The following is a 23,421-nucleotide window of genomic DNA, read 5'->3' on the forward strand; positions in this document are numbered from 1 at the left end:
GTGGGGAAAATGGCTATCATTGAAGTAAGCAATCTTAAAAAGTCCTTCGGTCCAGTCGAAGTACTGAAGGATATTTCTTTTAACGTAGAGAAGAATGAAGTAATCGCCATTATTGGGCCTTCCGGTTCGGGAAAAAGCACGATGCTGCGCAGCCTTGTCCAGCTCGAAAAAATTGACGGGGGCAGCATAGCCGTTGACGGAGAATACCTTGTAAAGGACGGCGTCTATCCAAGCCAGCAGGAAATAAAGAGGATCACCGCGAAGATGGGAATGGTTTTTCAGCATTTCAACCTGTTTCCTCACCTGACCGTGAAAGAGAACCTCGAGCTTGCCCCAAAAGTCGTCAAGAAAGAAGCACTTGCAGGGTTAAAGAATCGGACTGAAGAGCTTTTGGGAAAAATCGGCCTATCGGGCCATGTGAACGCCTACCCGGCCAAGCTGTCGGGCGGACAGAAACAAAGGGTTGCGATTGCCCGGGCCCTCATGATGGATCCTGACATCCTTCTCTTTGATGAGCCGACTTCTGCCCTTGACCCTGAATTGACCGGCGAGGTCCTCCAGGTTATGAAGAAGCTTGCCGAAGAGCATATGACCATGATTGTCGTCACGCACGAAATGGGATTTGCCCGCGAGGTGGCGGACCGTGTTATTTTCATGGACAACGGGGAAATCATTGAATCGGGCCCGCCTTCCGAGATTTTTACCAACCCCCGCAACGAACGAACGAAGGCGTTTTTAACGAGGAGTTTTAAATAAAAGGCAGGATTCATTCTATCTGAACAGGCAAAACAGCATTAAAAGGAAGAGATGCAAGTGGACATGGAACGCTACAAGGATGCCTTATTGAATATCAAGACCGCAGGCGGCCAAAAAGGGTTTTTAAAGTCGATTCATTACCATCCTTATGAACCGACCCCGTATGAGGCGCTCGATGCCCTGTTTGCCGAATACGAGCTTGAAAGACGGGACAGCCTTGTCGACTTCGGCTGCGGCAAGGGCAGGATGGCGTTCTATGCCAATTACCTATTTAACGCGGAGGTTGCCGGCGTGGAGATGAGTGAAGTTTTTTACCACGAGGCAATCGAGAATAGGAACGGCTATTTGTCGAAAATGAAAAAGCGCGCCGACAAGGTGCATTTCCATTACTGTCTCGCCGAAGACTATCAGGTACAGCCGGGGGATAATAAGTTCTACTTCTTCAATCCTTTCACTCTGTCGATTTTTATAAAAGTTATCAACCGGATTCTCCAATCCGCCGAGGCCAATCCTCGGGACATTGACTTGATTCTTTATTATCCGTCCGGCGACTATGTCCAGTTCCTCGAATACCACACAGGCTTCGAACTGGCAAAAGAGGTCCTTTTGCCGGTATTGTACGAAAAAAATGCGAATGAGCGGTTCCTCGTATACCGGAAGAACGTTTAAAGGAGCATCCCGGGCAAAAAACGGGATGCTTTTTGCTGACTTTGCGGGGGATTGTTCTTTTTAACAGCTATCCTGATGAAAAAATATGCTTTTTATGAAACCCAACACATTTATATCCGCATGACTTTGGCTGAAGTAAATTATTCGCCCCAACTTTTTATCCATTCACCCCATTTTTTCAATTATTCACCCCGTAATTTACTCCATTCGCACCTATCTAAATATTCAGATAACCGGAACGAAGGGGTAAATTTTCCTAAAAAAACAAGCCCCCATAAGAGGAGGCTTCGCTTCATAATTTTAGATGGACTTGCCTCAAGAAGCTTTGAACACGCTGGAATACGTTTTATAGCCGCCATCACTTTAAAAGGATTCGCCCCCCAAGTACCCGCGCAGGCCAACCTGGCAGGAAACACAGACGGTTTTATCCTTTGGCAGCATGTCCGCATGTTCACGCAGATCACCGAGCGGAATATTGACCGATCCACGGATGGACCTTTTTTTCAAGCTGATTTGTTAAATTGTTCACAAACTTGATTCTTTCCTTCTAAAAACGGTAGGGTATACTTAAAACAAATAGGTTGAAAGGGGATCACACATGCACAAGCGGAGGTTTTTGCGGACCATTTTATTCCTGGCGGCTTTTGCGCTCGTTTTGGCAGGCTGTTCAGGGAAAAAGGTCCTCCTCGATGAGCAGGGCAAGGAAGTATCACTTGAAAACAAGGACAAGCCGACCCTGGTCTTTTTCTTCACCGGCAATACCTGAGACTATTGTAAATCGCAGCTGGTCGAGCTGCAGAACCATAAAGATTTATTTGCCGATTTTCCAGGGGATATTTATGCGTTAAGCGCCGCTTCTCCGGAAGACCATAAGGAAATGAAGAAAGAACTTGGCCTAGACTATACACTTTTATCAGATAAATATTTGACGCTGATTGAAAAGGCAAAAATGAAGGATCCAAGCGGCCCCAAATCAGTGAGGGGCTTTGCGGTTCTTGACAAGGATGGAAAGGTCCTTGAATCCCAACAGCTCGATCCGTTTGGGGAGCAGGTTGGGGAAATCATTCCGTATGCGGCCCAAAAGGTTGCCGGACAATAGCACATTCACACCCGCCTGTTCCTTTTGGAGCAGGCGGGKGTTCTTTTTWAAAAAATGGGGCATAAAAACCACATTGAGCTATTTATGAAAATTTGCTATTTTTAAAGTATTAGGAAAAAAGCCAGTACAACATTTGCGGGCATTAAGGGGAAAATATGAAAACAAGGCCTTTCAGCAAGAATAAAGGAAAACTAATTTTGCTATTCTTCATCGGTTTGGTTCTGATTTCTGAAATCGGTTCCATGTTTCTTCCTGTTAATAAACAGTTATTTCATTTCACCGCCCTGATTGTTTCGGCCCTTTTAATTTTCGCTGTCCTAAAAGGGGTCGATTTGACAGCGGAGGAACTCCAGAAAAACAGGCAGCGGCTGAGAGACATTTTTGATACGCTGGATGTTGCCATCTGGTCCCATGATATGAAGTCAGATTACCTGATGATTACTCCCGGAATAGAAAAGCTCTATGGCCACACACTCCAGGAATTTTACAAGGACCATGAGCTTTGGAGAAAGGTAATCCACCCTGATGACCTAGCTGTTTTGCCGATTAGGGAGAAGGCTTTTGCAAAAGGGGAAGCAATAACGAGTGTCTATCGGATTATCCGTCCAGATGGGGAAATCCGCTGGATCCAGGACCGGGGGATTCCGACTGTCAAGAATGGGGAATTGATTGATTTCAGCTCGGTGCTTTTTGACGTAACGGACCGAAAAGAGAGTGAAAACCGTTATAAAAGCCTCGTTGAGATGTCACCTGACATTATCGCTGTTTACAGCAGGGGGAAAATTGATTATATAAATGAAACCGGTGCCAGGGTTTTCGGGGCGAATTCCCCACAGGAAATGATCGGTATACCGCTTTCAAGCCTTGTTCCGAAGCAGGTTATTAGCGAGATGCGATACCGGGAGCTGGCCATTGGGGATGAAGGTGGGGACAAAATCAATCTGGAGTTCCAGACAGCAAGGCTTGATGGGATAAAGATTGACCTGGAAATGGTTTCGATGCCGATTTTTTTTGAAGGAAGGGCGGCGCGGCAAATCGTTGGCCGGGATATCACCGAACGGAAAAAGGCAGAACAGACGATTCAGCATATGGCTTATTATGACGCACTGACCGGATTGCCGAACCGGAACCGGTTTAGGGAAAAACTGAACGAAGCGCTTCAGAATAATAAAAAGCAAAAGCTCGCGGTCCTGTTCCTTGACCTCGACCGTTTTAAAATCATCAATGATACGAAAGGGCACACTGTTGGCGATCTGCTATTACAATCGGTCGCATCCAGGCTCGCCCAGGCTGTCAAAAAGGATGGAATCGTTTCGCGCCAGGGCGGCGATGAGTTCATTATTCTATTGCACGATGCCGATCGCGAAAAGATTGTTAGGGTCGCAAAAAGAATCTTGAATGATTTTTCAAGGCCATTTGGAATCAATGGCGAGGAATTCTATGTGACGCCAAGCATAGGAATCAGCGTATCGCCAGCCGACGGACTTGATGGGGAAACCCTTATCAAAAATGCCGATACGGCAATGTACCTTGCAAAGGACCTCGGAAAAAATAACTATCAGTTCTTTTCATCGCACCTGCACGGGCTATCTTCCAGGAAGATGGAGCTTGAAACTGGATTGAGAAAGGCAATCAAACAGGAGCAGCTCACGCTTTATTACCAGCCGCAGGTTGAGCTTGAAACCGGTAACATAATTGGTGTGGAGTCACTGATTCGCTGGATGCATCCCGAAAAGGGGCTTATCCCGCCAGCCGAATTCATCCCGCTTGCCGAGGAAACCGGCCTCATCGTCCCAATCGGGAAATGGGTGCTGAAAAAGGCATGCGAACAGCATCGAATTTGGCAGGAAAAAGGGTATCCCCCATTGACGGTTTCCGTAAATATTTCAGTCAGGCAATTCCAGGACGATAACTTTGTCGAAACAGTCAAAAGAATTCTGTTGGAAACGGATATGGACCCAAGTTCACTTGAACTCGAGATAACGGAAAGCATTATGCAAAATATCGAGCGGTCCATCACCATCCTTGGGCAATTAAACGAGTTAGGGGTGAAAATCGCCCTTGACGATTTTGGGACAGGCTATTCATCCTTAAGCTATCTCAAACACCTGCCAATCGATACAATAAAAATTGATAAATCGTTCCTTGATGATATTGAAGCCGAGGCGCTGGAAGGGGCGATGGTCAAGACAATCCTCGATATGGGGCTGAATATGAGATTCCATGTTATCGCGGAAGGAATTGAAAAACAGGAACAAGTCGGCTACCTCGTTTCAAACGGATGCACCGTCGGCCAGGGTTATCACTTCAGCCGTCCGCTTCCAGCTTCGCAAGTTGAAAAACTATTGAACAAACCAATTCCCGTTTGAGTTAAGGGACAAACAGAGGCAAATCCTTCCGAATGGCGAGGATTTGCCTTTTTGCAAAGCAAGGAAATCAACCAAGACAAAAATGTTTTCTCAAAGTGTTAGAGGTTGCAAAAGAAGAGGGTTTGTATGAATATGGCATTGAGAGGTGCTGTCTTGGACATTCATTATTTTGATAGATACTTCTCTGGTTCATCCTCTACTATGGAAACCATAATGAGGCTTCCGGAATGTGTTTAGTCGGCATCCTTAGGCGGTGCCAGTTATAGAATGAAGAAAAAGCTGCGGGAGGAATCGGAAAATGGAAGTAACAAAGAAGAGATTTGGGGAGCTGGATGGCAAACCTGTCAACAAGATATCCGTAACGAACCATAACGGCATGGGGCTCACTTGCCTTGACTATGGATGCATTATTACCGAAATCCGCGTACCGGATTCAAAGTGTGAAATCGAAAACGTAGTGCTCGGCTTCGACAATCTTGAAGATTATCTACAGCATTCCCCTTATTTCGGAGCTGTCGTCGGCCGGGTGGCGGGGAGAATAAAGGAAGGCCGCTTCAGCCTTGATGGCAAAGAATACGAGCTCGCGAAAAATAATAACGGCAACCATCTTCATGGTGGGCTGAAGGGGCTCGACAAGGCCCTATGGGATGCCAAAATCGATGCTGAGGGCCCGGTTGCCAAAATTGAGTTTACATATGAGAGCGCGGATGGCGAGGAAGGTTATCCGGGGAATGTTTCCTTAAGAACAGTCTATACTCTTACAGATGATAACGAATTAATTGTCGAGTTTTTTGGAACAACGGATAAAAAGACGATTCTTAACCTGACGAACCATACTTACTTTAACTTGAGTGGAAACGCCCAGTCTACAATTCTTAACCACACGCTCAGGATGGAGAGCGAAAAGTTCCTTGAATTGGATGACAACCTCATTCCAACGGGAAATTTGCTGGATGTGGAAGGGACAGCATTCGATTTCCGGAAAGGGAGAAAACTTTCGGACGGGCCTGCTTCAAGCCATGAACAAAACCTTCTAGCCGGAAAGGGTTATGACCATCCATTTGTACTTGATAAAAAGAAGGGCGCAGTCATTGAGTTGCGCTGTGATGATAACGGAAGGAAACTGGAAGTCGAAACGAACCAGCCTGCGGTCGTTGTTTATACGTCCAATCAGCTGGAAGGAAACTTTCTGATTAGCGGGGATATAAAGCCGGAACCGTATTTGGCAATCTGCCTAGAGACCCAGAATTATCCGGATGCCATTAATAATCCTGGCTTCCCTTCCACCGTCCTTGATAAAGGTGAGGAGTATTATTCGTATACAAAGTTTACATTCAAAACGGTTTAGAAGGGGAAGGAAATATGGCCACGATTAAGGATATTGCCAAAAAAGCCGGGGTTTCCATAGCCACTGTTTCCCGGGTATTGAATTATGATCCCACATTATCCGTAAGTGATGATACAAAAAAGCGGATATTCGAGGCCGCGGAAGAGCTCTCCTATAAAAAGCGGGGAGCGAAAAAGTTTTCTGCAACAAAAATAGCCATCATTCACTGGTATACGGAAATAGAGGAACTGAATGACTTGTATTATATGTCAATCCGCCTTGGCATTGAGAAACGCTGCAAGCAGCACGGAATTTTAATTGAGAAATACTTCCTGGATGACATGGATGAACTGAAGAAGCAGGAAGTTTTGGGTATTATTGCTATTGGAAAATTCAGCGAAAAACAGGTGGTAGAACTCGAGTCAATCACCAGCAATATCGTGTTCGTGGATTCCTCCCCTTCCGATGAAAAATTTGATTCCATCGTCATTGACTTTAAAGCCGCTACGAAGCGTGTCCTCGATTACATAGTCGGAAAAGGACATACGGAAATCGGGTATATCGGCGGCAGGGAAACCTTTAAAGACCAAACGGCGGAAATTGCCGATGAAAGGGAGACCACCTTTCGAAGTTACATGAAGGAGCTTGGCCTGTTCAAGGAGGACGCCTTTTATATCGGAACATTTAACGTGGAATCCGGCCATGAGTTGATGGCAAAGGCAATAAAGGAGCATGGGAACGGGCTGCCAACCGCATTTTTTACAGGGAACGACTCGATTGCCATCGGTGCGCTGAGAGCCCTGCATGAGGCGGGAATCGATGTCCCCGGGCAGGTTTCCGTCATAGGGGKAAATGATATAAGCATATCGAAATACATCCATCCCCCTCTGTCAACGGTCAGAATCTACACCGAATTGATGGGGGAAACCGCGGTTGATACGCTTGTTGAGAGGCTGGACGGCCGAACGGTAGCCAAAAAGGTGTATATCGCCACAAAACTTGTTGTTAGAAAAAGCAGCAACGGGTAGTAAAAAATGGTATTATATAGGTTCATTCTGCCAATTTGGAGGGAAACCTATGCCGGAGTATTGGGATGTATATGACCGGAACAGGAATAAAACCGGAAGAACAGCAATCCGCGGGGAAAAGCTTGCAACGGGAGAATTTCATCTTGTCGTCCATGTTTGGATTTTGAACAGCAGAGGGGAATACTTGATCCAGAAACGCGCTCCCCATGTGAAAGGCTTTCCTAATATGTGGGCGACCACGGGAGGAGCCGCGGTCATGGGTGATGACAGCGCAGCAGCATGTGTCCGGGAAACGAAGGAAGAGCTCGGTATTATTCCTAATATGGAAAAAGCGGAAGTTGTTTTTACAGTTTTGAGGGAAGTGAGCATTTCGGACGTTTGGCTCATTAGGCAAAATGTCGGTATTGCGGAATGTGTGCTCCAGACAGAAGAAGTAAGCGATGTGAAATGGGCTACAGCAGAAGAAATCCTCTCCATGGCCAACCGCGGCGAATTCGTCCCTTACCGGTACTTACATGAATTATTCGCTGCTGTATTGTCGGCGTAGTAGCTATTTTTTCCCGAAAGGAGGCGGTCGATATCGTCAAAAAGCCGTTCCGCCTGCTTTTTATCCTGGCGGGCTTCCTGTCTCTCGGGCTTGGCATAATTGGCATTGTCCTTCCGATTATTCCGACCACCCCGCTTCTCCTGTTGGCATCGTACTGTTTTATGCGAGGCTCAAAGAGGTTCGAAGTATGGTTTAAGGATAGCCGGCTGTATAAAAAACATCTCGAAGGGTTTGTCCGGAAACGGGAAATGACATTAAAACAAAAGCTGTCTATTCTCCTATTTGCCGACTGCATGATCGCCATCCCGTTCATCATGAGCGACAGCTGGGCGCTTAGGGCCGGGCTGGCAGCCATTGTTCTGTATAAATACTATTATTTCTTTACCAAGATCAAGACGGTTTAAAAGAAGCGCTCCGCCCCTGGGAATAGGGGAGGGCGCCAATGGATAAAAGATAAAAAAGGCCAAACCACAAAACAGGTTTGGCCTTTATCTATTAATCAATAAGCTTTTCAAAATTGATGCGTTTATGAATGGCATACATCAATGGCGCGCCAATTGCGAGCACGGCGAATTCGCCGAAAGCGACAGCCAGCCAGGTTGCAAGGAATGGGAATCCCAAGGCAATGTTCAATTCCCATGCAATCAGGAACATCGTTACCGTAAAGACGACAGTATTAATCGCCATCCGCGCCCAAATCCCTTTCACATACCGAGACGAAAAAATCGTGATCAAAAGGGCCAGCACCGATTGCCCAAAGCCAAAAATAAGGTCCAGGCCGGGGTTAGGCGAAAAGAAAAGATTCGCCAGGAAAACGCCAAGGATAATGCCGAAAAAATACTTCTTGTTAAAAACGACGAGATGGTTGAACATCTCTGATAAACGAAATTGTATATTTGAGAAGCTTAGCGGCTGGATCAGAAACGTGACCACAATATACAGCGCGGCAATAATACCGTTCACTGCCAATGATTTAATTTTCATCTTTCTCTCTCCTTAGTTTTTTAGCGTGGGAGGTTCTCGAACCACGTCGTTTTTTACCCGAAAGTACCATTATAATGTTGGCTTTATTCCTCGTCAATGGGATGGGGTTATCTACCAAAGTGAAATTGAAGACTAACCGTGGTGACGTTCTGCAGTGGCTAAAGCATTATATTCCTCCAAGAGTCATAAAAGTAATACTACAAGCTTGGGAAGGGAGGAGTATCGTGGTCTCTGTTATAACGTGTACGAAAAGGCCTGATTTCTTTCAAACGATCATCCGCAATTTTGCGAATCAAACAATTGAAGAAAAGGAACTCGTGCTCATTCTTCATGGCGCAAGAAAAAGCCAGATTGAGGGCTTGTCCGATCACCCGCTTATCCAGGTCCTTGAATATCCCGCCGAAGAATCGCTCGGCTCTTGTTTAAACGCAGGTATCCGCCAGGCTAAATACAATATCATTGCGCGGTTTGATGACGATGATTATTATGGTGCCCATTATCTTGCCGAAGCATTGGAGGAAATGGCCAGACGCAAATCCGATGTTGTCGGTAAGCAATCCATATTAATTTATTTTAAAGGCGAAGGCCTTCTCGGCTTGCTTTTTAAAGGCAAAGGAAACGCATTTATAAGGGATGCAGGTGATACACTGGCCGGCTCCACTCTTGTTTTTAAAAAAACTGTCGCTGAAAGAGTCCAGTTTCCTCCCATATCGGTGGGGGAGGATGCGGTTTTTTTGGAGGAGTGCAAGAACCTTGGGCTCTGTATATATGCATCATCGCCACTTAATTATGTATATATCCGGTATTCTGATTCCCACCACACATCGGATTCCGGCAATAGGCGGTTAAAAAAACATTGTTTGCCGCTTGTGATAACAAACGATTTCACGAAATTTATCCCCTAAAAGCAAGCCTTGTTTGTGTGAGTTAAATGCACTGAATCGGAAAAAAGGGGCGTTAGATGGATGGATAACGATTACTTTAAAGCAGAGCGAATAAGGAGAAATCTTTCGATAAGAAAGAAGCATTTTAACGAGAGGAGGATCAGCCTGAATTCCCCTTTTCAGCAGTTGATCCTTAAGAAGCTTGAGTCTATCGCAGAAAATAATCCGGGCAAGCCGATTGTACTATTTCCGGCTTTGCTTGACTGGAACATCCCTCTATTCCAGCGCCCTCAGCATATCGCGCTCAATTTTGCCCGCGAAGGCGTAGTTTATCTATTTGGAACGGCGAATCAATATGATAGGGTCGACACGATAGAGGAAGCCGTGCCAGGCTGTTTTTTAGTAAATATGAGAGAACCGGAGATTGAAGCGGAAATCCTTTCATTTTTGGCCAAACAGGAAAACAGGGTAATTGTGCATCTGTACTCAGGGGACATGGTGAGGGATTCCGGGTTTGTCCAAAGGTGTCTTAGGATGGGATTTGACATCTTATACGAATACATCGATGAATTATCCCCGAGTATATCCGGTATTCCCATTCCGAGGCGAGTCATTGAAAGGCACTCGGCGATACTGGAAAACCAATCGTGCTATGTGGTTGCGACAGCGGATAAACTGTACAATGATATTTTGGAAAAAAGGCCTCCTGTTCGCTGCGCGCTTGTTTCCAATGGGGTGGACTATGAACACTTCCATGCAGTCTCGGGAAGTCCTGCACTCCCAATGCTGGATGGCCTCCAATTGGGCGAACAGCCGGTTATTGGGTATTTCGGGGCGCTGGCGAATTGGGTTGATTATGCCCTTCTTGAAAGGCTCGCCCTCTCAAGGAGTGCCTGGCAAATTGTTCTCATAGGCTTGGACTATGACGGCAGTATAAAGGAAAGCAGGCTGCTCTCCATGCCGAATGTCCATTATCTTGGTCCGGTCCGTTATGAGGAACTGCCCGCCTATGCCCATCAATTTAACGTTTCCATCATCCCGTTCCTTGTTAATGAAGTAACAATATCAACATCCCCTATTAAGCTCTTTGAATATATGGCTGCAGGCAAGCCAATTGTTTCAACAAACCTTCCGGAATGCAGGAAATATGACTGCGTTATGGTTGCTGAAGGCCATAAGCAGTTCCTGGAAAAAGTGGAAGCGGCACTTGAGATAGGAAAAGATGAGGAACTTGCGCGCCGGCTAAAGGATGAGGCCCGGAAACATACATGGAGAGAAAAAGCCAGATCCATTTTACACCTGCTTAACACCGAATAATCATTCCTTTCCTGCCGAGGACGGAGTAAGGAATGATTCATTCGTTTTCCGATAGTCAGTTTGCCTCCGCTTGAAGGCCAAAATAATGGAGGATGGCGTCCACGATTCGTTTCGATGCAAAGCCATCCCCATATACATTGGAAGGGACCGACATTTGTTTATGCAAAGAATCATTTGTCAATAATTCTTTTGTTAAATGATAAATGCCTTCCTCTTCAATACCAGCAAGCTTTAGTGAACCAGCTTCAATCCCCTCGGGGCGTTCGGTCGTATCCCTTAAAACAAGGACAGGCACGCCAAGGAACGGGGCTTCCTCCTGAATTCCCCCTGAATCGGTTAGAATCAAATACGACCGCGCGCAAATATTATGGAAATCAATTACATCAAGCGGTTCTGATAAGTGAATGTTTGGCTCGCCTCCGAGCATTTCTGAAGCCAATTTTTGAATTGCGGGGTTCAAGTGGACTGGATAAACGACTGCAATATCGTCGAATTCCCTTGCAATCCTTCTGACAGCATGAAATATATTGGCCATTGGCTTCCCGAGGTTTTCCCTTCTGTGCGCAGTTAGAAGAATAAGCCTTTTTCCATCGGTTGATTGGAGTAAGCCATGTTTATAGCTGTTGGTTACGGTCGTTTTTAAAGCATCGATTACAGTATTTCCTGTTAAAAAAAGTGTCCGGGGATCTTTGTTTTCTTTGTGCAAGTTGCTAAGTGCCGTCATTGTAGGGGCAAAATGAAGATCTGCGATGGTCCCTGTTAATTGTCGGTTCAATTCCTCCGGAAAAGGGGAGTGCTTATTAAAGGTCCGAAGCCCGGCTTCAACATGGCCAACCTTTACATTGTTATAAAAAGCAGCCAGGGCGGCTGCGAAGGTAGTTGTCGTATCCCCGTGAACAAGAACCAGATCAGGCTTACTCTGTTTAATGATCGTGTCCAGGCCGCTCAATGATCTGGAAGCAAATTCTCCTAGGCTTTGCCCCGACTGCATTAAGTTAAGGTCAAAATCCGGATGGATGGAAAAGGTTGTTAAAACCTGGTCAAGCATCTCCCTGTGCTGGGCTGTAACAGTTACGGATGTTTCAATCAAGTCAGGGTACTTGGCAAGTTCGTTTACCAATGGAGCCATTTTGATTGCTTCAGGCCTTGTGCCAAAGATGACCATGACTTTTAGTTTTCTTTTCACATCTATTGATCCTTTCCCTTTTAATGAGTATCGAGGAAGAGATGATTACCAGTGATCGACCTCAAAGGAAATGCTTTCAATGTCGCGGCATGAAATGATGACTGCAACCGGGGGAAGCTTTGGTGATTTCATCCCTGGCTGGACAATGACGACGCATCCTGTGCACTTATCAAAACATTTTATGGTGCCAATGATTTCGTCGCCCGTCTTTGTCCTGAACCGAAATGGTTTCTTCTTGTTTTCCAGCTCACATATTACGAAGCAAATGCAATGTTTGTTTCCTTTGCAATGGCAGTCATCCTTGCATTCATGCTCTTCATGATGGTCGGTATGGTTGCAGGAAATGGTATTGAATACCTCCTCCAGGAAATCCCCGTGTCCCATCGTGCCTTTCTTATGACCATTATCCATTTAAATACTCCTTCCTTGTGCGTAGGTGGGTTATTATACCACCATGTTATTCGATGGGAAGGAAAACAGTGTTGGGCGGTTTAATCAGTTCAGGGCGAATCCGAAAACCGCCCTTTTTTCACTTTCGGTATTGTTCGTAAATACGTATTAACTGGTTTACTATCTTCCTGCTATCATAGTTTCTTTTAACCAATTCATAACTTTCGTGGGCACTTTGGCTGAGTAAGTTTCTATTTTTTAGAATGGCAGATAAATTGTGGACGAGAGCAGAATTCGAAAGTTGTTTAAAGGTAACCCCCGACATCACTGCATCATGGTTATCCTTTGTAAGAAGCTCTCCAAACCCATCCCACATCGCATATACAGGCACTTTACAAGCTAGAGCTTCCAATGCAACCCTTCCGCTCCCAAGAACGAGATCAGACAAATTGTAGTATTCCGAGACATCTTCCTGCCAGCCCAATAATTTGACTTTCCCTCCATTCGGGATTGATCGGGGAATGGCTGATTTTACGTCCTTCATTTTCCCGCCATCACCGATAATTAGGACATTAAGCCCGCCTGTGCTGCTTGCCAGGTCGGGAAGGCAATTTAATAATTGGATAATTGGTTTTTCTTTATCGTCATCAAAACGGCTTACAACTGAAATGGTGAACAAGTCGGGATCGAGGCCAAGTGATACGGCCTTTTGCCTGTTCTTCTTCCTTGGATGGAACAGGTCGAAATTAATCCCATTTCTAATGATGGAAATCTTTTCAGGTTCGACTACATTATTCAGAAGATAGAGTGCGACTCTAAAGTCCACCGCGATAATCCTTTTTACATGTTCGCTAATTTCATTGCCAAGGGGTGAATCATCAAATCCAAAATCATAAATCCCGTGCATTGTAACGATTAGCGGTTTATCAAGTTCCACAGCAATTTCTTTTCCTTTAATAATTGCCGTAAACGGATGAGCGTGAATGATGTCAGGATGAAAGTTCTTGATGGCATCTACAGCTGTATCTGACCATTTTAATGATTTAAACCGTTTAGGGTTAATTTGCGAAAGGACTGAAGGGGAGATGGATGCGGTATAAAGAAGGACTTCGTGGCCAAGTCTTGTTAAATCATTTATTATTGTGGCGATATGCGTTTCCAATCCTCCCTGGACCAAGTGATCAGCCAGCATTGCTATTTTGATAAAAATTCCCCCTTTAAAAGTCAAAACACTTTGTGCAATTTTTCGTATTCCACTTCTCTTAATGTAAGGAAATAGTCTTTTTGAAAAATGAATAAAGAGTACTCATGCAAGAGCTCCAGTTTTTTTCGGAGAATGTCTTCCGGCAACTTTTTGTCATGGTAACCAAAAACATATAGATTTTTGCTTACTAAATCGTGAACAGCCTCTGACAGGGCAATATGCTGTGTATGGCCATACTCCCCCTGCCGGTTATGGGTAACAATTTTTTTGTATTTTCGCTCGCCAAGCATTTTTTTTAAATCATTGCTTAGCTTCTTCCTATCAAAATCTCCGTTCCACACATCAGGGTAATCCCACATTTCATGCTCGGCATTTACCAGGTTCATAACTTTTGTAAATTCTGCCGCCCTTTCAGGGTTGCTTTTATTCGTGACACAGATTACTTTCCAGCCTGTTTCCTTTAGCAATTCCCCTCCGCCAAAAAGTAGTTCGTCATCAGGATGAGCCACAATCATCAGCTTATCGATCATGTTAGTTTCACCTGCCCTAATTAAAGTAACGATGTTAAATCCTTTATCATCTCGGCCGCATCCCTATACCGCTTCCCCGGATGGTCATCCATTCCCCTCAAAAGGATTTTTCTAAGTTTTTCCTCCTTTACATACTTTGGATTGACTTGTCCGGTTACTAAATACGTGCACACAGCAGCGGCACCGTAAAGATCATAGCTGTTATCGATTTCTTTGGAGGGAGGAGGGGAAAAAATCCATCCATCGACTTTTCCTCTGTAAACGCCTGCTGAATCTTTTAATTTTGCGGATTCAAAGTCAATAATCTTTAGGTCTAGCGTACTTTCATTGTCCAGAATAATATTCCTGGGGCTAATATCTGTATGAAGGATGCCTTTTGAGTGCAAATGCTTTAACCCTTTTAGGATGTTTATTGTAACCTGGATGGCTTTTTTTGTGCCAAGCGAAGTAAGGATGCTGCCATTAAGCTGTTCCATAACGATACATGCGTGATTTTCATGGATGAAGAAATCATAAAATTCAACAAGCCATTTGTTTTTTCCATATAGCTTCATAACCCATGCTTCTTTTAAACCCGCAGCGATATCCTTCATCTTTTTTACTGCTATTTTCCTTTTTGTTAAGGGGTCGAATCCAAAGTAGACAGAGCCTGTTCCTCCATATCCCTCCTGTAGTAAGTTCACTTCATATCTGCCCCACATTTCAGTTTCCACACTTCACCCCGCCTTTTTGTTCCATTATTGAGCGTTTTTTAGTTATGAGAGATGGTTTTGTATAATTCTCATTGCGTCTTCTCCCCGGCGGAGCCAGGAGTTATCTTTTGCGGTTTTTTGTCTCTTCAGTATTTTTTCTTTTGTATTTGACGTTAGTGCTGATTCAATTTGGCCTAGTACATTTTCTTCGTCCGCAAAGTAACATACATTTCCGTAAACCGACAATTCAGGCAACGGCGCGCTTACAACCGGTTTCCCGGCAGAGAGGTATTCAAAAAATTTAATTGGATTGGTTGCTTTAATCATATCCGTCATTTTAAATGGGATAATCGCAACATCAAACCAGCTAAGGTATTGTGGCAAGTCCTCATAAAATTTCATGTCAAGCACGGTGATATTTGGATGCTTTATTTCCAGTGTTTTTGAGCCTATTAAAACGACAGGATAGTGCGTTGCAATCTTTTCAATCATTTTTACATCGAGCCAGGAATAGATTGCCCCGTAATACCCCACCAGGGGACTGCCCTTTGTTTCAGGCAAGTCCTTTGGCCGCTCACCGATAGGGGTTGAAGCTTGTTTAAAATGTTCAAAATCGGCTCCATTTGGGAGGAGAAAGACATTTCTTCCGTTTTGTTTATGTTCTTTATAAATGGGCATCGACGTAGCAAAAATAATGTCACATTTACGCTCCATTTCCGGAATGAGGTCTTTCCACACCGCGAATTCATCGGAAGGAAGATCGCAGGAGTCGAATATTGCCAGGTCGGGTTTGAACCGGTCTATTTCTCTTCCCTGGTTCACCGCGCACCAAAGAACGACCCTTCCGGTTATTAAAGGAGTTAAATTGACATCCTTTTTAACAACCTTAAAATTCGGAAGGAATGGAAAAGGCTGTTCAATCGGTTTTTCTTGTTCGAAAAACGTTTCCGGATTAATGAACAGGACATTGGCACCCAGGACAGCCAGGACTTTCATCATTTGCTGGGGCCTTTGGTGCATGAACTTATAGTCAATGGCAGGAGGATAAATAACGGTAATTTCTTTCATAAAAACACCCCGGTTTCACATTTGGATTCAACTAGTAAGCTCATTTATTATTTCTGCCGCCCTTTGCTTGTAGGTGTGGTACTTATACACATGTTTTTGCCCGTTTTGGGCGATCTTTTCCCTTGCGGAATCGTTGGCAAGATAGAAATTCATTAAATCGACTGTTTCATCGTAGCTGCTGGAATATACAAGATGCTTGTGATTTTCAAACATCGATTCAATTGCTTTTGTCCGCTGGGTTAAAAAGAAGCCCGCGCATCCCAGAACCTCAAATGTCCTCATGGATTGCATCGTAGCCGAGTCGGTTATTGAATGGACCCCAAGAGTAATCTTTGCTGAAGAATAGGCGTAAACGGATTCTTCATGCGAAAGATAACCCTTTGCATACGGATCGGGGACATAAAAACGGTGATTCCGATTTTGCCAGTCCATCCCATAGATGGCAATCTCTTTTCCTTTATCTATAAAAGGCTGAAAGATATACGTGTACGCTTCGTACCGCTCATCAAAAACGTCATAATTATTCCCTATGTGGACGGCATCGAGGCCAATATACGGCTTTTTCGGCTTTTTCCGATTATAGTAATCGGGGTCCATGGCAAAGGGAATGCAAATCGCCTTATGGTTCTTTTTTTTGTAATTTTTCAGCATTTCTACACAGGGGGTAAGCGTCAGGACCGATTTCTCAGCCCATTCCATTGCTAGTGAATCATTGGCGACGGGATCCTCGATAGCCCAATAAATATGGGGGATTGAGAACTTTTCAAGGACCGGGAAAACGAATCTTTTAGTGTCTACCCCGCCTTCCGTGAAAATATAGTCGGGCTTAAAACGGTTGATTTTTTCTATCAGGCCCTTCTCTGACTGTTCGGGAACCTCCAATCTGTCTGTTTCCCAGCCCATTTTTTCAAAGCCGGGCTGCATTCCGTATTTAATGATTGGTGGGGGATTTGTAAAAAGAATTTTCATAAATTAGCACTCCCTAACCTTACTCTTGTATGAAACTCATCAATGGCCTTACTTCCTTTCTTGGCATTGTATGAATGTTTTGGAAAAAGGTAAGGGTATTGGCATAGATTACAAAAAAATCCCCAACAGCACGTCTGTATTGCCTGAAGGACTCATGTTGTTTGGAAGTCCGAAAAAAAAGGCGAGTTTAAAAGCCGGATTTGTTTAAAAAAACGGAGGTTTGTATAAAAGTAAGGAAAGGGCTCTGCCAAAAGAAATCGGCAGTATGTGAATTGAATAAATCGGAAACATAAAACTAACTGGATTGCTTGAAGCCGGACGTTTTCGCGCACGTCTTTTTCACAAGGCAAGCAGAGGGCGGTGGAGGATAATCTTCATTGAAGGCGGGGGTTCGAAATCCCCTGCTGATAGCGGCGGCTTTTCACTATCCATATTGGGAGCTGGTTCTTTTGTTTATTGAAATAGTGGTTCTACTTATCCTTATCCTTATCAATGCTTTTTTTGCGGCGTCGGAAATTGCCTTTATCTCATTGAACGATAACAAGATTAGGATTATGGCGGAAAATGGGAATAAGAAGGCGATCGCGCTGGAAAATTTCCTGTCCGAGCCGAGCCGTTTCCTTGCGACTATCCAGATCGGGATTACGCTTGCAGGTTTCCTGGCGAGTGCCTTCGCGGGAAAAAGCTTTGCGGGAAGGCTTGCGGATTGGCTTGTGGAGGTTGGGGTTCCTTTAAGCAAGAATTTGCTTGAGTCGGTCTCGCTTATTATTATCACCCTGGTCCTTTCCTACTTCACGCTTGTTCTCGGGGAACTGGTACCGAAACGGCTCGCCCTGCAAAAAGCGGAACCGATTGCGTTTTTCGCGGTCAAGCCGCTTGCGGTTTTGTCCAGGATCACTTCGCCATTCGGAAAACTCCTCACTTTATCCATGAATGCGATTGTCCGGCTTTTCGGGGTTGACCCGAATGCGGAAGAGGAAAACGTCACCGAAGAGGAAATCCGGATGATGGTTGATGTCGGAAAAGAAAAAGGGACCATCCAGGAAGCCGAAAAGGTCATGATCAACAATATTTTTGAGTTTGATAACAAGACCGTCTCGGATATCATGACACACCGTACGAATATCGTCGCCCTGCCAATTGATTACTCCCTTTTGGAAACGGTCCGGGTAGTGAATGTAGAGAAATATACACGCTTTCCCGTATATGAGGAAAATATTGATAATATCGTTGGGATCCTCCATGCGAAGGATTTGCTCCAGTTCATTGAAAACTGTTCCGAGGATGCGTTCAGCCTTAAAAATCTTATCAGGGAGCCCCATTATGTACTTGAGTCCCAGCGCATTGACCATTTATTCAGGGACATGCAGGCGAATAATGTCCATATGGCGATTGCCATCGATGAGTATGGCGGGACGGACGGGATTGTGACAATCGAGGATGTCATTGAGGAAATCGTCGGCAATATTTTCGATGAATACGATGACCCCGGAATTGATGAGGAAGAAATTATTGTGATGGATGAGAAAACGTATCTCATCCCGGGAACCACGAATCTTTACGAAGTCGAAAGGCTGTTGAAGGTAGACCTGCCAATCCATGAATACGATACACTCAGCGGGTTTGTCATCGGCCAGCTTGGCTATATCCCGAGCGAGCTTGAGCAGCATACCGTCCAGCACGGCAACGTTTTGTTTACCGTGGAAGAAATGAATGACCGGAGGATTACAAAGGTGCGCGCCGACATCCTTGATGGTGAAAAAGTGGAGGACGTCACTGAATAATCCCGGCAGCCGGTATTGCGGTCCAACGTATTGCCGGCTGTTTTTTTTGTTATAACGAAAAACCCATATCCCACTTGTTTATATTGTCCGGGAAGTGATGCAGCTCCTTGTTGAATGGATGCTTTCTGGAGGGAGCCATAACTTGCCAGGATAAAAGCAAAAATTTTCTTAAAATAATAACTGCTTCTATGGTATTATGTATAAATCGTATCGTAATAAACAGCAGTGGGGTGTTACATCAATGGGGAGTCCAACTCATGAAAAAGAGGACTTGAAGAGAGGATTAAGCAGCAGGCATATTCAATTGATCGCCCTTGGCGGCGCGATTGGGGTCGGCCTGTTTTATGGTTCGAGCGCCACGATCAAGCTGGCCGGGCCGGCTGTCGTCCTGTCATATCTGGTCGGCGGCATTGTTATTTTCGCCATTATGCGCGCGCTTGGCGAGATGGCTGTGGCGGAACCTGTTTCAGGTTCATTCAGTTCGTACGCAAACCGGTATCTGGGGCCATTCGCCGGCTATTTGACCGGTTGGACCTACTGGTTTATGTGGGTCGTTGTCGGCATGGCGGAAATCACTGTTGTCGGAGTGTATGTGAACTACTGGTTCCCGGATATTCCGCAGTGGGCAAGCGCACTTGCCGCCCTCGTCGTCATTACCGCGATCAACCTGATTAACGTAAAGGCGTTTGGCGAATTCGAATTCTGGTTTGCGATGATTAAAATTGTCGCCATCATTGGAATGCTGCTCGCCGGACTGGCCATTATCCTGTTCGGCATTGGCAATGGCGGACAGCCGCTTGGCTTTGACAACCTTTGGGCACACGGAGGATTTATGCCAAACGGAATCAATGGCATCCTGCTTTCCCTTGTAATGGTCATGTTTTCGTTTGGCGGCGTGGAACTCGTCGGGATTACGGCCGGGGAGGCTGAGAATCCGAAGAAATCAATACCGAAAGCAATCAACAGTGTAATATGGCGAATCCTTATTTTCTATATTGGCGCCCTTGGGATTATGATGATTCTTTTCCCGTGGAACAAGGTTGGTTCAGAGGGAAGCCCGTTTGTCCAGATATTTGACAGCATCGGCATCCCGGGTGCGGCCCATATCATCAACTTTGTCGTCCTGACAGCCGCCCTGTCCTCATTCAATAGCGGATTGTTCAGCACTGGCCGGATGCTGTACAACCTTTCGCTGCAAAAGAACGGACCGGCTTATTTTGGGAAACTGAACAGTTCAAGTTCTCCGAGCAGGGGTATTCTGTTCTCGTCATTATTTTTGTTGATTGCCGTTTTCCTTAATTATATCGTCCCGGAAAAAGTATTCATGTACATTTCCGCGGTCGCGACCGTTGCGGTCATCACGAGCTGGACAATTATCCTGTTGACCCAGCTAAAATTCAGGAAGGCGCGGTCAGCGGCGGAAGTAGCGGAGCTTAAATTCAAACTCCCTTTCTATCCGTATTCTTCCTGGTTCGCGCTCGCATTCCTTGCTTTGGTCATCGTCTTGATGGCGTTCATCGAAGGTATGCGGGTTGCCTTGTTCGTTGGCCCGATTTGGTATGCCATCCTGTATATCGGGTACCGGATGAAGAAAAAAGCTTAAGTTTATATGAGCGCCAGTCCTTTGGGGATTGGCGCTTTTTTTCACTCATCCAAATTTGCATGCCTTCCACTATCGGCATTTTCATAAAGTTGTAACAAAGTTGGCATGAAACGTGCGGCCCTGCCTAAATGGGAGCGTTTACAATTATAGTAAGACGATTTTTTTAAAAAGTAGGCCTTTAACGGGGTGAATAGGATGAGATATAGAAGCTTTTCGGATGTAGTGGAGGAAGCCCGAAAAAGAAAGCCGATTCGGATGGGTGTTGCTGCTGCTCATGATCTGGCTGTGCTCGAGGCGGTAAAAGACGCAGTCAGCTTAGGCATGATAGAACCTATCCTCGTCGGGGATGCAAGGCAGATTAACCAGTTGGCCAGCCTAATGGATTTCAGAACGGAAGATTATGAAATCATTCAAGCAGATACGGATGAAGAAGCCTCCTATACCGCCGCAAAGATTGCGAGCGAAGGAACAGCCCAGGCAATTATGAAGGGGCTCGTGAACACAACCCCTTTCCTGAAAGGAGTCCTGAACAGGGAGCTTTCATTGCGGACAGGGCGCATTTTCAGCCATTTATCGGCATTCGAAATTCCTGGCACAAACCAGCTCCTTTTTATGACGGATGGGGGAATTAATATTGCCCCCGACTATGTGCAAAAAAAGCAAATTGTGCTGAACGCCCTTGCGTTCCTCGAACAAATCGGGATTGAAGGCCCGCGCACAGCCATCCTTGCCGCCAATGAGCTTGTGATGGAAACAATGCCCGTAACGTGCGAAGCGGGCAGGCTTGTAGCGGAACTAAAAGCGGATTACAAGAAACCTCTCTTAATAGAAGGCCCGCTGCCGCTTGACCTTGCCATCAGCAAGGAATCGCTCCTTCATAAGGGCATCAAGAGCGAGCTGGATGGGAAAGCCGATTTGCTGATCGTTCCAACGATTGAAGCCGGGAATATTTTTGGAAAAGCAATTACGTACTACGCCCATGGAACGATGGCCGGTATCGTGCTCGGGGCAAGGGTGCCGCTTGTCCTAAATTCCCGGTCGGATTCCGCGAAGGCAAAGCTCGCGTCCATCGCGCTCGCCGTTGTGGCGGCGTCGAATGCGGCGATTCCGGTCTAAAGGGAGATAGGCATGATGGATAATTATATACTTGCAATCAATCCTGGTTCAACGTCCACAAAGCTGGCAATCTATGAAGGCCGAAAGCTTCTCTTTTCGGAAACAGTGCGCCACCGGGACGAAACTCTTTCCGTTTTTTTGAAAATTGCGGACCAACTTCCGTTCCGCTTGCAAGCTGTTTTGGAATTTCTTAAGAAGCATGGCCTTGATGCCAATCGGCTCACTGCGGTTGCCGGCCGGGGAGGATTGCTTAAGCCAGTAAAAGGTGGGACGTACGAGGTTTGCGAAGACATGCTCGCCGACGCAAGGTCCTGTGCATTCGGGGAACACGCTTCAAACCTCGGGCCGATCCTTGCTTTTGAAATTGCTTCGAAACTTGGGATACGAGCCTTTATCGTCGATCCGGTTACCGTGGATGAGTTTATCCCTGAATCGAGGCTGTCCGGGTTTGCGGGAATCGAGCGGATTAGCCAGCTCCATGCGCTGAACATCAAGGCTGTTTCGCGGAAAATAGCCAATAAGATGGGCCGGCCACTTGAAGAACTGAATTTTGTCGTTGCCCATTTGGGCGCCGGCATTTCGGTGGCGGCCGCGCGGCGGGGCCAACTCATTGATGTCAACAATGCGGACAATGAGGGCCCATTTTCTCCTGAACGATCCGGAACACTTCCGGTAAAGCAGCTAATCGGGCTTTGCTATTCGGGAAAATATTCGGAGGAAGAAATGGTTGAACTCGTTTCGAGGAAGGGTGGCCTTTTCTCCTATCTTGGGACAAAAAGCACGTTGGAAGCAGAGGAACGGGCATTGGATGGGGATGCCCAGGCGGAGCTTGTCCTGAGGGCAATGGTACATCAAATTGCAAAGGAAATTGGCGGAATGGCCGCGGTTCTCGATGGCCAATTGGACGGCATTATTTTAACAGGCGGCCTTGCGCATTCGGATTATATGGTGGGAAAAATCCATGAAAAAATCGGGTTTTTGGGCGAAGTATTTGTCATTCCCGGCGAAGAAGAATTGGAGGCTTTGGCGGAGGGTGCGCTGAGGGTGTTGAGTGGGGAGGAAGCGAAACGCGCCTATACAGGACTATTCGTTTAAAAAAGCGGCTTCGGTGCAGAAGCCGCTTTCCTTATTAAATGTATTATTGATGCCTATCCAGTGCAAGTTTCAAGCCAAATCCAATCAAGACAATGCCTGTGGCCCTGTCCATCACTTTCTGTACGTTTGGCGACATCAGCCAATCGCGCAGGAAATTAATAAAATAGACATAGAGGAAAAACCAGCTGATGGAGAGGAGGGTATACATAACGCCCATTAGGACGAGCTGCCTGGTTGTTTCACCGCCAGGTTGTACAAATTGCGGCAAAAAAGTCAGGAAAAACATTGCGACCTTTGGGTTGAGGACATTCGAGAGAAGCCCCTGTTTATAGGCGGAGCCTGGTTTTTCACTGGCAGTTTTGCCTTCAGCCGACTTTCGGCGGGKGAAAAGCGAGGAGACGCCGAGATAAATTAAATAGAGTGCGCCGGCATATTTTACGATTTCAAATGCCACTGCGGACTGCATTAGGATAGCGGATAGCCCGAACGCCGCGGCCACGGTATGGACCAATGAACCGGTTGTAATCCCCAGTGCAATCCTATATCCATCCTTCCGCCCTCCGGAAATAGTCCCTTTTGTAATTAGCGCAGTGTCGATTCCCGGGCTCATGACCACAAAAAGCGATAGCAGCAAAAACGTTAAAAAGTCACTCATTGTCTCAGCGCCTCCCGGTAATTTTTCCTTAGTTTAACACGACAGGCAGAAGGTGTAAAAAGAAAAACAGCGCGGGCCTGAGCCTCACGCTGTTTTATGTATCATTAGGCAAAAAAGTTTTGAGTCTTGGTTTCCCTATCACGGGAAGC

24 protein-coding genes, 1 pseudogene and 1 riboswitch are annotated in these 23,421 nt (G+C 45.7%); of the genes and pseudogenes, 16 read left to right on the forward strand and 9 right to left on the reverse strand.

Translation table 11 applies throughout. The features are described from left to right. The first annotated feature begins 9 nt into the window (after positions 1–9). The 10 genes and pseudogenes from ADU24_RS01605 to ADU24_RS01645 all read left to right on the forward strand — a co-directional run bounded on the left by ADU24_RS01605 (position 10) and on the right by ADU24_RS01645 (position 8,199). Positions 10–756, forward strand: a complete 747-nt coding sequence (locus ADU24_RS01605) for an amino acid ABC transporter ATP-binding protein (RefSeq protein WP_053364996.1) — start codon at positions 10–12, stop codon at positions 754–756. 63 nt (positions 757–819) lie between these two features. Beyond that, positions 820–1,425 carry an SAM-dependent methyltransferase gene (locus tag ADU24_RS01610; protein ID WP_053368723.1) on the forward strand — a complete coding sequence of 202 codons (606 nt, stop codon included), beginning with the start codon at positions 820–822 and terminating at the stop codon, positions 1,423–1,425. A gap of 51 nt (positions 1,426–1,476) precedes the next feature. After that, positions 1,477–1,962, forward strand: coding sequence for a hypothetical protein (locus tag ADU24_RS01615; RefSeq protein ID WP_156324486.1), 486 nt, complete (start codon positions 1,477–1,479; stop codon positions 1,960–1,962). Between the two features lie 61 nt (positions 1,963–2,023). Beyond that, positions 2,024–2,191 (forward strand): hypothetical protein, encoded by a 168-nt coding sequence (locus ADU24_RS22865; RefSeq protein WP_156324487.1) that lies wholly within the window; start codon positions 2,024–2,026, stop codon positions 2,189–2,191. A 15-nt stretch (positions 2,192–2,206) separates the two neighbouring features. Further along, positions 2,207–2,524: pseudogene (locus ADU24_RS01620) on the forward strand (redoxin domain-containing protein); the annotation flags it as partial. 155 nt (positions 2,525–2,679) lie between these two features. After that, positions 2,680–4,893, forward strand: coding sequence for a putative bifunctional diguanylate cyclase/phosphodiesterase (locus ADU24_RS01625; protein ID WP_053364999.1), 2,214 nt, complete (start codon positions 2,680–2,682; stop codon positions 4,891–4,893). A gap of 298 nt (positions 4,894–5,191) precedes the next feature. Beyond that, entirely contained in the window at positions 5,192–6,241 is a 1,050-nt protein-coding gene (locus ADU24_RS01630; protein ID WP_053365000.1) for an aldose epimerase family protein, read from the forward strand. A gap of 14 nt (positions 6,242–6,255) precedes the next feature. After that, positions 6,256–7,248 carry a LacI family DNA-binding transcriptional regulator gene (locus tag ADU24_RS01635; protein ID WP_053365001.1) on the forward strand — a complete coding sequence of 331 codons (993 nt, stop codon included), beginning with the start codon at positions 6,256–6,258 and terminating at the stop codon, positions 7,246–7,248. Positions 7,249–7,297: 49 nt separating this feature from the next. Then, on the forward strand, positions 7,298–7,795 hold the full coding sequence (locus ADU24_RS01640) for an NUDIX hydrolase (RefSeq protein WP_053365002.1): 498 nt from the start codon (positions 7,298–7,300) through the stop codon (positions 7,793–7,795). A 62-nt stretch (positions 7,796–7,857) separates the two neighbouring features. Then, on the forward strand, positions 7,858–8,199 hold the full coding sequence (locus ADU24_RS01645; protein WP_269432246.1) for a YbaN family protein: 342 nt from the start codon (positions 7,858–7,860) through the stop codon (positions 8,197–8,199). A gap of 91 nt (positions 8,200–8,290) precedes the next feature. Here ADU24_RS01645 and ADU24_RS01650 read toward each other — a convergent pair whose 3' ends face one another. Next, positions 8,291–8,779: a QueT transporter family protein gene (locus tag ADU24_RS01650; RefSeq protein WP_053365004.1), complete on the reverse strand. Its 489-nt coding sequence runs from the start codon at positions 8,777–8,779 to the stop codon at positions 8,291–8,293. A gap of 6 nt (positions 8,780–8,785) precedes the next feature. Beyond that, a riboswitch (PreQ1 riboswitch) is annotated at positions 8,786–8,830 on the reverse strand. A gap of 173 nt (positions 8,831–9,003) precedes the next feature. Here ADU24_RS01650 and ADU24_RS01655 point away from each other — a divergent pair. After that, positions 9,004–9,684: a glycosyltransferase gene (locus tag ADU24_RS01655; RefSeq protein WP_053365005.1), complete on the forward strand. Its 681-nt coding sequence runs from the start codon at positions 9,004–9,006 to the stop codon at positions 9,682–9,684. 60 nt (positions 9,685–9,744) lie between these two features. Then, entirely contained in the window at positions 9,745–10,980 is a 1,236-nt protein-coding gene (locus ADU24_RS01660; RefSeq protein ID WP_053365006.1) for a glycosyltransferase, read from the forward strand. A 55-nt stretch (positions 10,981–11,035) separates the two neighbouring features. On the opposite strand, the gene wecB is transcribed toward ADU24_RS01660, so the two are convergent. The 7 genes from wecB to ADU24_RS01695 form a co-directional block, all read right to left on the reverse strand. Beyond that, positions 11,036–12,166, reverse strand: coding sequence for a non-hydrolyzing UDP-N-acetylglucosamine 2-epimerase (wecB, locus tag ADU24_RS01665; RefSeq protein ID WP_156324488.1), 1,131 nt, complete (start codon positions 12,164–12,166; stop codon positions 11,036–11,038). Positions 12,167–12,211: 45 nt separating this feature from the next. Then, the gene (locus ADU24_RS01670; protein ID WP_053365007.1) at positions 12,212–12,577 is read right to left on the reverse strand and encodes a hypothetical protein; all 366 of its coding nucleotides are present in this window, start codon (positions 12,575–12,577) and stop codon (positions 12,212–12,214) included. A 118-nt stretch (positions 12,578–12,695) separates the two neighbouring features. Next, positions 12,696–13,718: a glycosyltransferase family 4 protein gene (locus ADU24_RS01675; RefSeq protein ID WP_197277457.1), complete on the reverse strand. Its 1,023-nt coding sequence runs from the start codon at positions 13,716–13,718 to the stop codon at positions 12,696–12,698. 62 nt (positions 13,719–13,780) lie between these two features. Then, positions 13,781–14,290, reverse strand: coding sequence for a PIG-L family deacetylase (locus tag ADU24_RS01680; RefSeq protein WP_053365009.1), 510 nt, complete (start codon positions 14,288–14,290; stop codon positions 13,781–13,783). A gap of 20 nt (positions 14,291–14,310) precedes the next feature. After that, positions 14,311–15,003, reverse strand: coding sequence for a serine/threonine protein kinase (locus tag ADU24_RS01685; protein ID WP_053365010.1), 693 nt, complete (start codon positions 15,001–15,003; stop codon positions 14,311–14,313). Positions 15,004–15,045: 42 nt separating this feature from the next. Then, complete coding sequence (locus ADU24_RS01690; protein WP_053365011.1) at positions 15,046–16,050, reverse strand: glycosyltransferase; 1,005 nt, start codon at positions 16,048–16,050, stop codon at positions 15,046–15,048. Between the two features lie 27 nt (positions 16,051–16,077). After that, complete coding sequence (locus tag ADU24_RS01695) at positions 16,078–17,019, reverse strand: CgeB family protein (protein WP_053365012.1); 942 nt, start codon at positions 17,017–17,019, stop codon at positions 16,078–16,080. A 449-nt stretch (positions 17,020–17,468) separates the two neighbouring features. Here ADU24_RS01695 and ADU24_RS01700 point away from each other — a divergent pair, with 449 nt between their 5' ends. From ADU24_RS01700 to buk, 4 genes are all read left to right on the forward strand, one after another. Beyond that, on the forward strand, positions 17,469–18,803 hold the full coding sequence (locus tag ADU24_RS01700) for a hemolysin family protein (protein WP_082307012.1): 1,335 nt from the start codon (positions 17,469–17,471) through the stop codon (positions 18,801–18,803). A 241-nt stretch (positions 18,804–19,044) separates the two neighbouring features. Continuing rightward, entirely contained in the window at positions 19,045–20,406 is a 1,362-nt protein-coding gene (locus ADU24_RS01705; RefSeq protein WP_053365013.1) for an amino acid permease, read from the forward strand. Between the two features lie 195 nt (positions 20,407–20,601). Continuing rightward, on the forward strand, positions 20,602–21,522 hold the full coding sequence (locus ADU24_RS01710; RefSeq protein WP_053365014.1) for a phosphate acyltransferase: 921 nt from the start codon (positions 20,602–20,604) through the stop codon (positions 21,520–21,522). Positions 21,523–21,534: 12 nt separating this feature from the next. After that, positions 21,535–22,617, forward strand: a complete 1,083-nt coding sequence (buk, locus tag ADU24_RS01715) for a butyrate kinase (RefSeq protein ID WP_053365015.1) — start codon at positions 21,535–21,537, stop codon at positions 22,615–22,617. 43 nt (positions 22,618–22,660) lie between these two features. Here buk and ADU24_RS01720 read toward each other — a convergent pair whose 3' ends face one another. Continuing rightward, positions 22,661–23,272 (reverse strand): LysE family translocator, encoded by a 612-nt coding sequence (locus tag ADU24_RS01720; RefSeq protein ID WP_053365016.1) that lies wholly within the window; start codon positions 23,270–23,272, stop codon positions 22,661–22,663. Between the last annotated feature and the right edge of the window lie 149 nt (positions 23,273–23,421).

The organism is Bacillus sp. FJAT-27245 (genome assembly GCF_001273955.1).
Lineage (GTDB): Bacteria > Bacillota > Bacilli > Bacillales > Cytobacillaceae > Bacillus_D.

What these genes read in the sequence shown, in the direction of transcription:
- ADU24_RS01605 (WP_053364996.1), top strand. Translation starts at nt 10, where the DNA reads ATGGCTATCATTGAAGTAAGCAATCTTAAAAAGTCCTTCGGTCCAGTC.
- ADU24_RS01625 (WP_053364999.1), top strand. Translation starts at nt 2,680, where the DNA reads ATGAAAACAAGGCCTTTCAGCAAGAATAAAGGAAAACTAATTTTGCTA.
- ADU24_RS22865 (WP_156324487.1), top strand. Translation starts at nt 2,024, where the DNA reads ATGCACAAGCGGAGGTTTTTGCGGACCATTTTATTCCTGGCGGCTTTT.
- buk (WP_053365015.1), top strand. Translation starts at nt 21,535, where the DNA reads ATGATGGATAATTATATACTTGCAATCAATCCTGGTTCAACGTCCACA.
- ADU24_RS01670 (WP_053365007.1), bottom strand. Translation starts at nt 12,577, where the DNA reads ATGGATAATGGTCATAAGAAAGGCACGATGGGACACGGGGATTTCCTG.
- ADU24_RS01630 (WP_053365000.1), top strand. Translation starts at nt 5,192, where the DNA reads ATGGAAGTAACAAAGAAGAGATTTGGGGAGCTGGATGGCAAACCTGTC.
- ADU24_RS01660 (WP_053365006.1), top strand. Translation starts at nt 9,745, where the DNA reads ATGGATAACGATTACTTTAAAGCAGAGCGAATAAGGAGAAATCTTTCG.
- ADU24_RS01705 (WP_053365013.1), top strand. Translation starts at nt 19,045, where the DNA reads ATGGGGAGTCCAACTCATGAAAAAGAGGACTTGAAGAGAGGATTAAGC.
- ADU24_RS01650 (WP_053365004.1), bottom strand. Translation starts at nt 8,779, where the DNA reads ATGAAAATTAAATCATTGGCAGTGAACGGTATTATTGCCGCGCTGTAT.
- ADU24_RS01680 (WP_053365009.1), bottom strand. Translation starts at nt 14,290, where the DNA reads ATGATCGATAAGCTGATGATTGTGGCTCATCCTGATGACGAACTACTT.
- ADU24_RS01610 (WP_053368723.1), top strand. Translation starts at nt 820, where the DNA reads ATGGAACGCTACAAGGATGCCTTATTGAATATCAAGACCGCAGGCGGC.
- ADU24_RS01710 (WP_053365014.1), top strand. Translation starts at nt 20,602, where the DNA reads ATGAGATATAGAAGCTTTTCGGATGTAGTGGAGGAAGCCCGAAAAAGA.
- ADU24_RS01640 (WP_053365002.1), top strand. Translation starts at nt 7,298, where the DNA reads ATGCCGGAGTATTGGGATGTATATGACCGGAACAGGAATAAAACCGGA.
- ADU24_RS01695 (WP_053365012.1), bottom strand. Translation starts at nt 17,019, where the DNA reads ATGAAAATTCTTTTTACAAATCCCCCACCAATCATTAAATACGGAATG.
- ADU24_RS01690 (WP_053365011.1), bottom strand. Translation starts at nt 16,050, where the DNA reads ATGAAAGAAATTACCGTTATTTATCCTCCTGCCATTGACTATAAGTTC.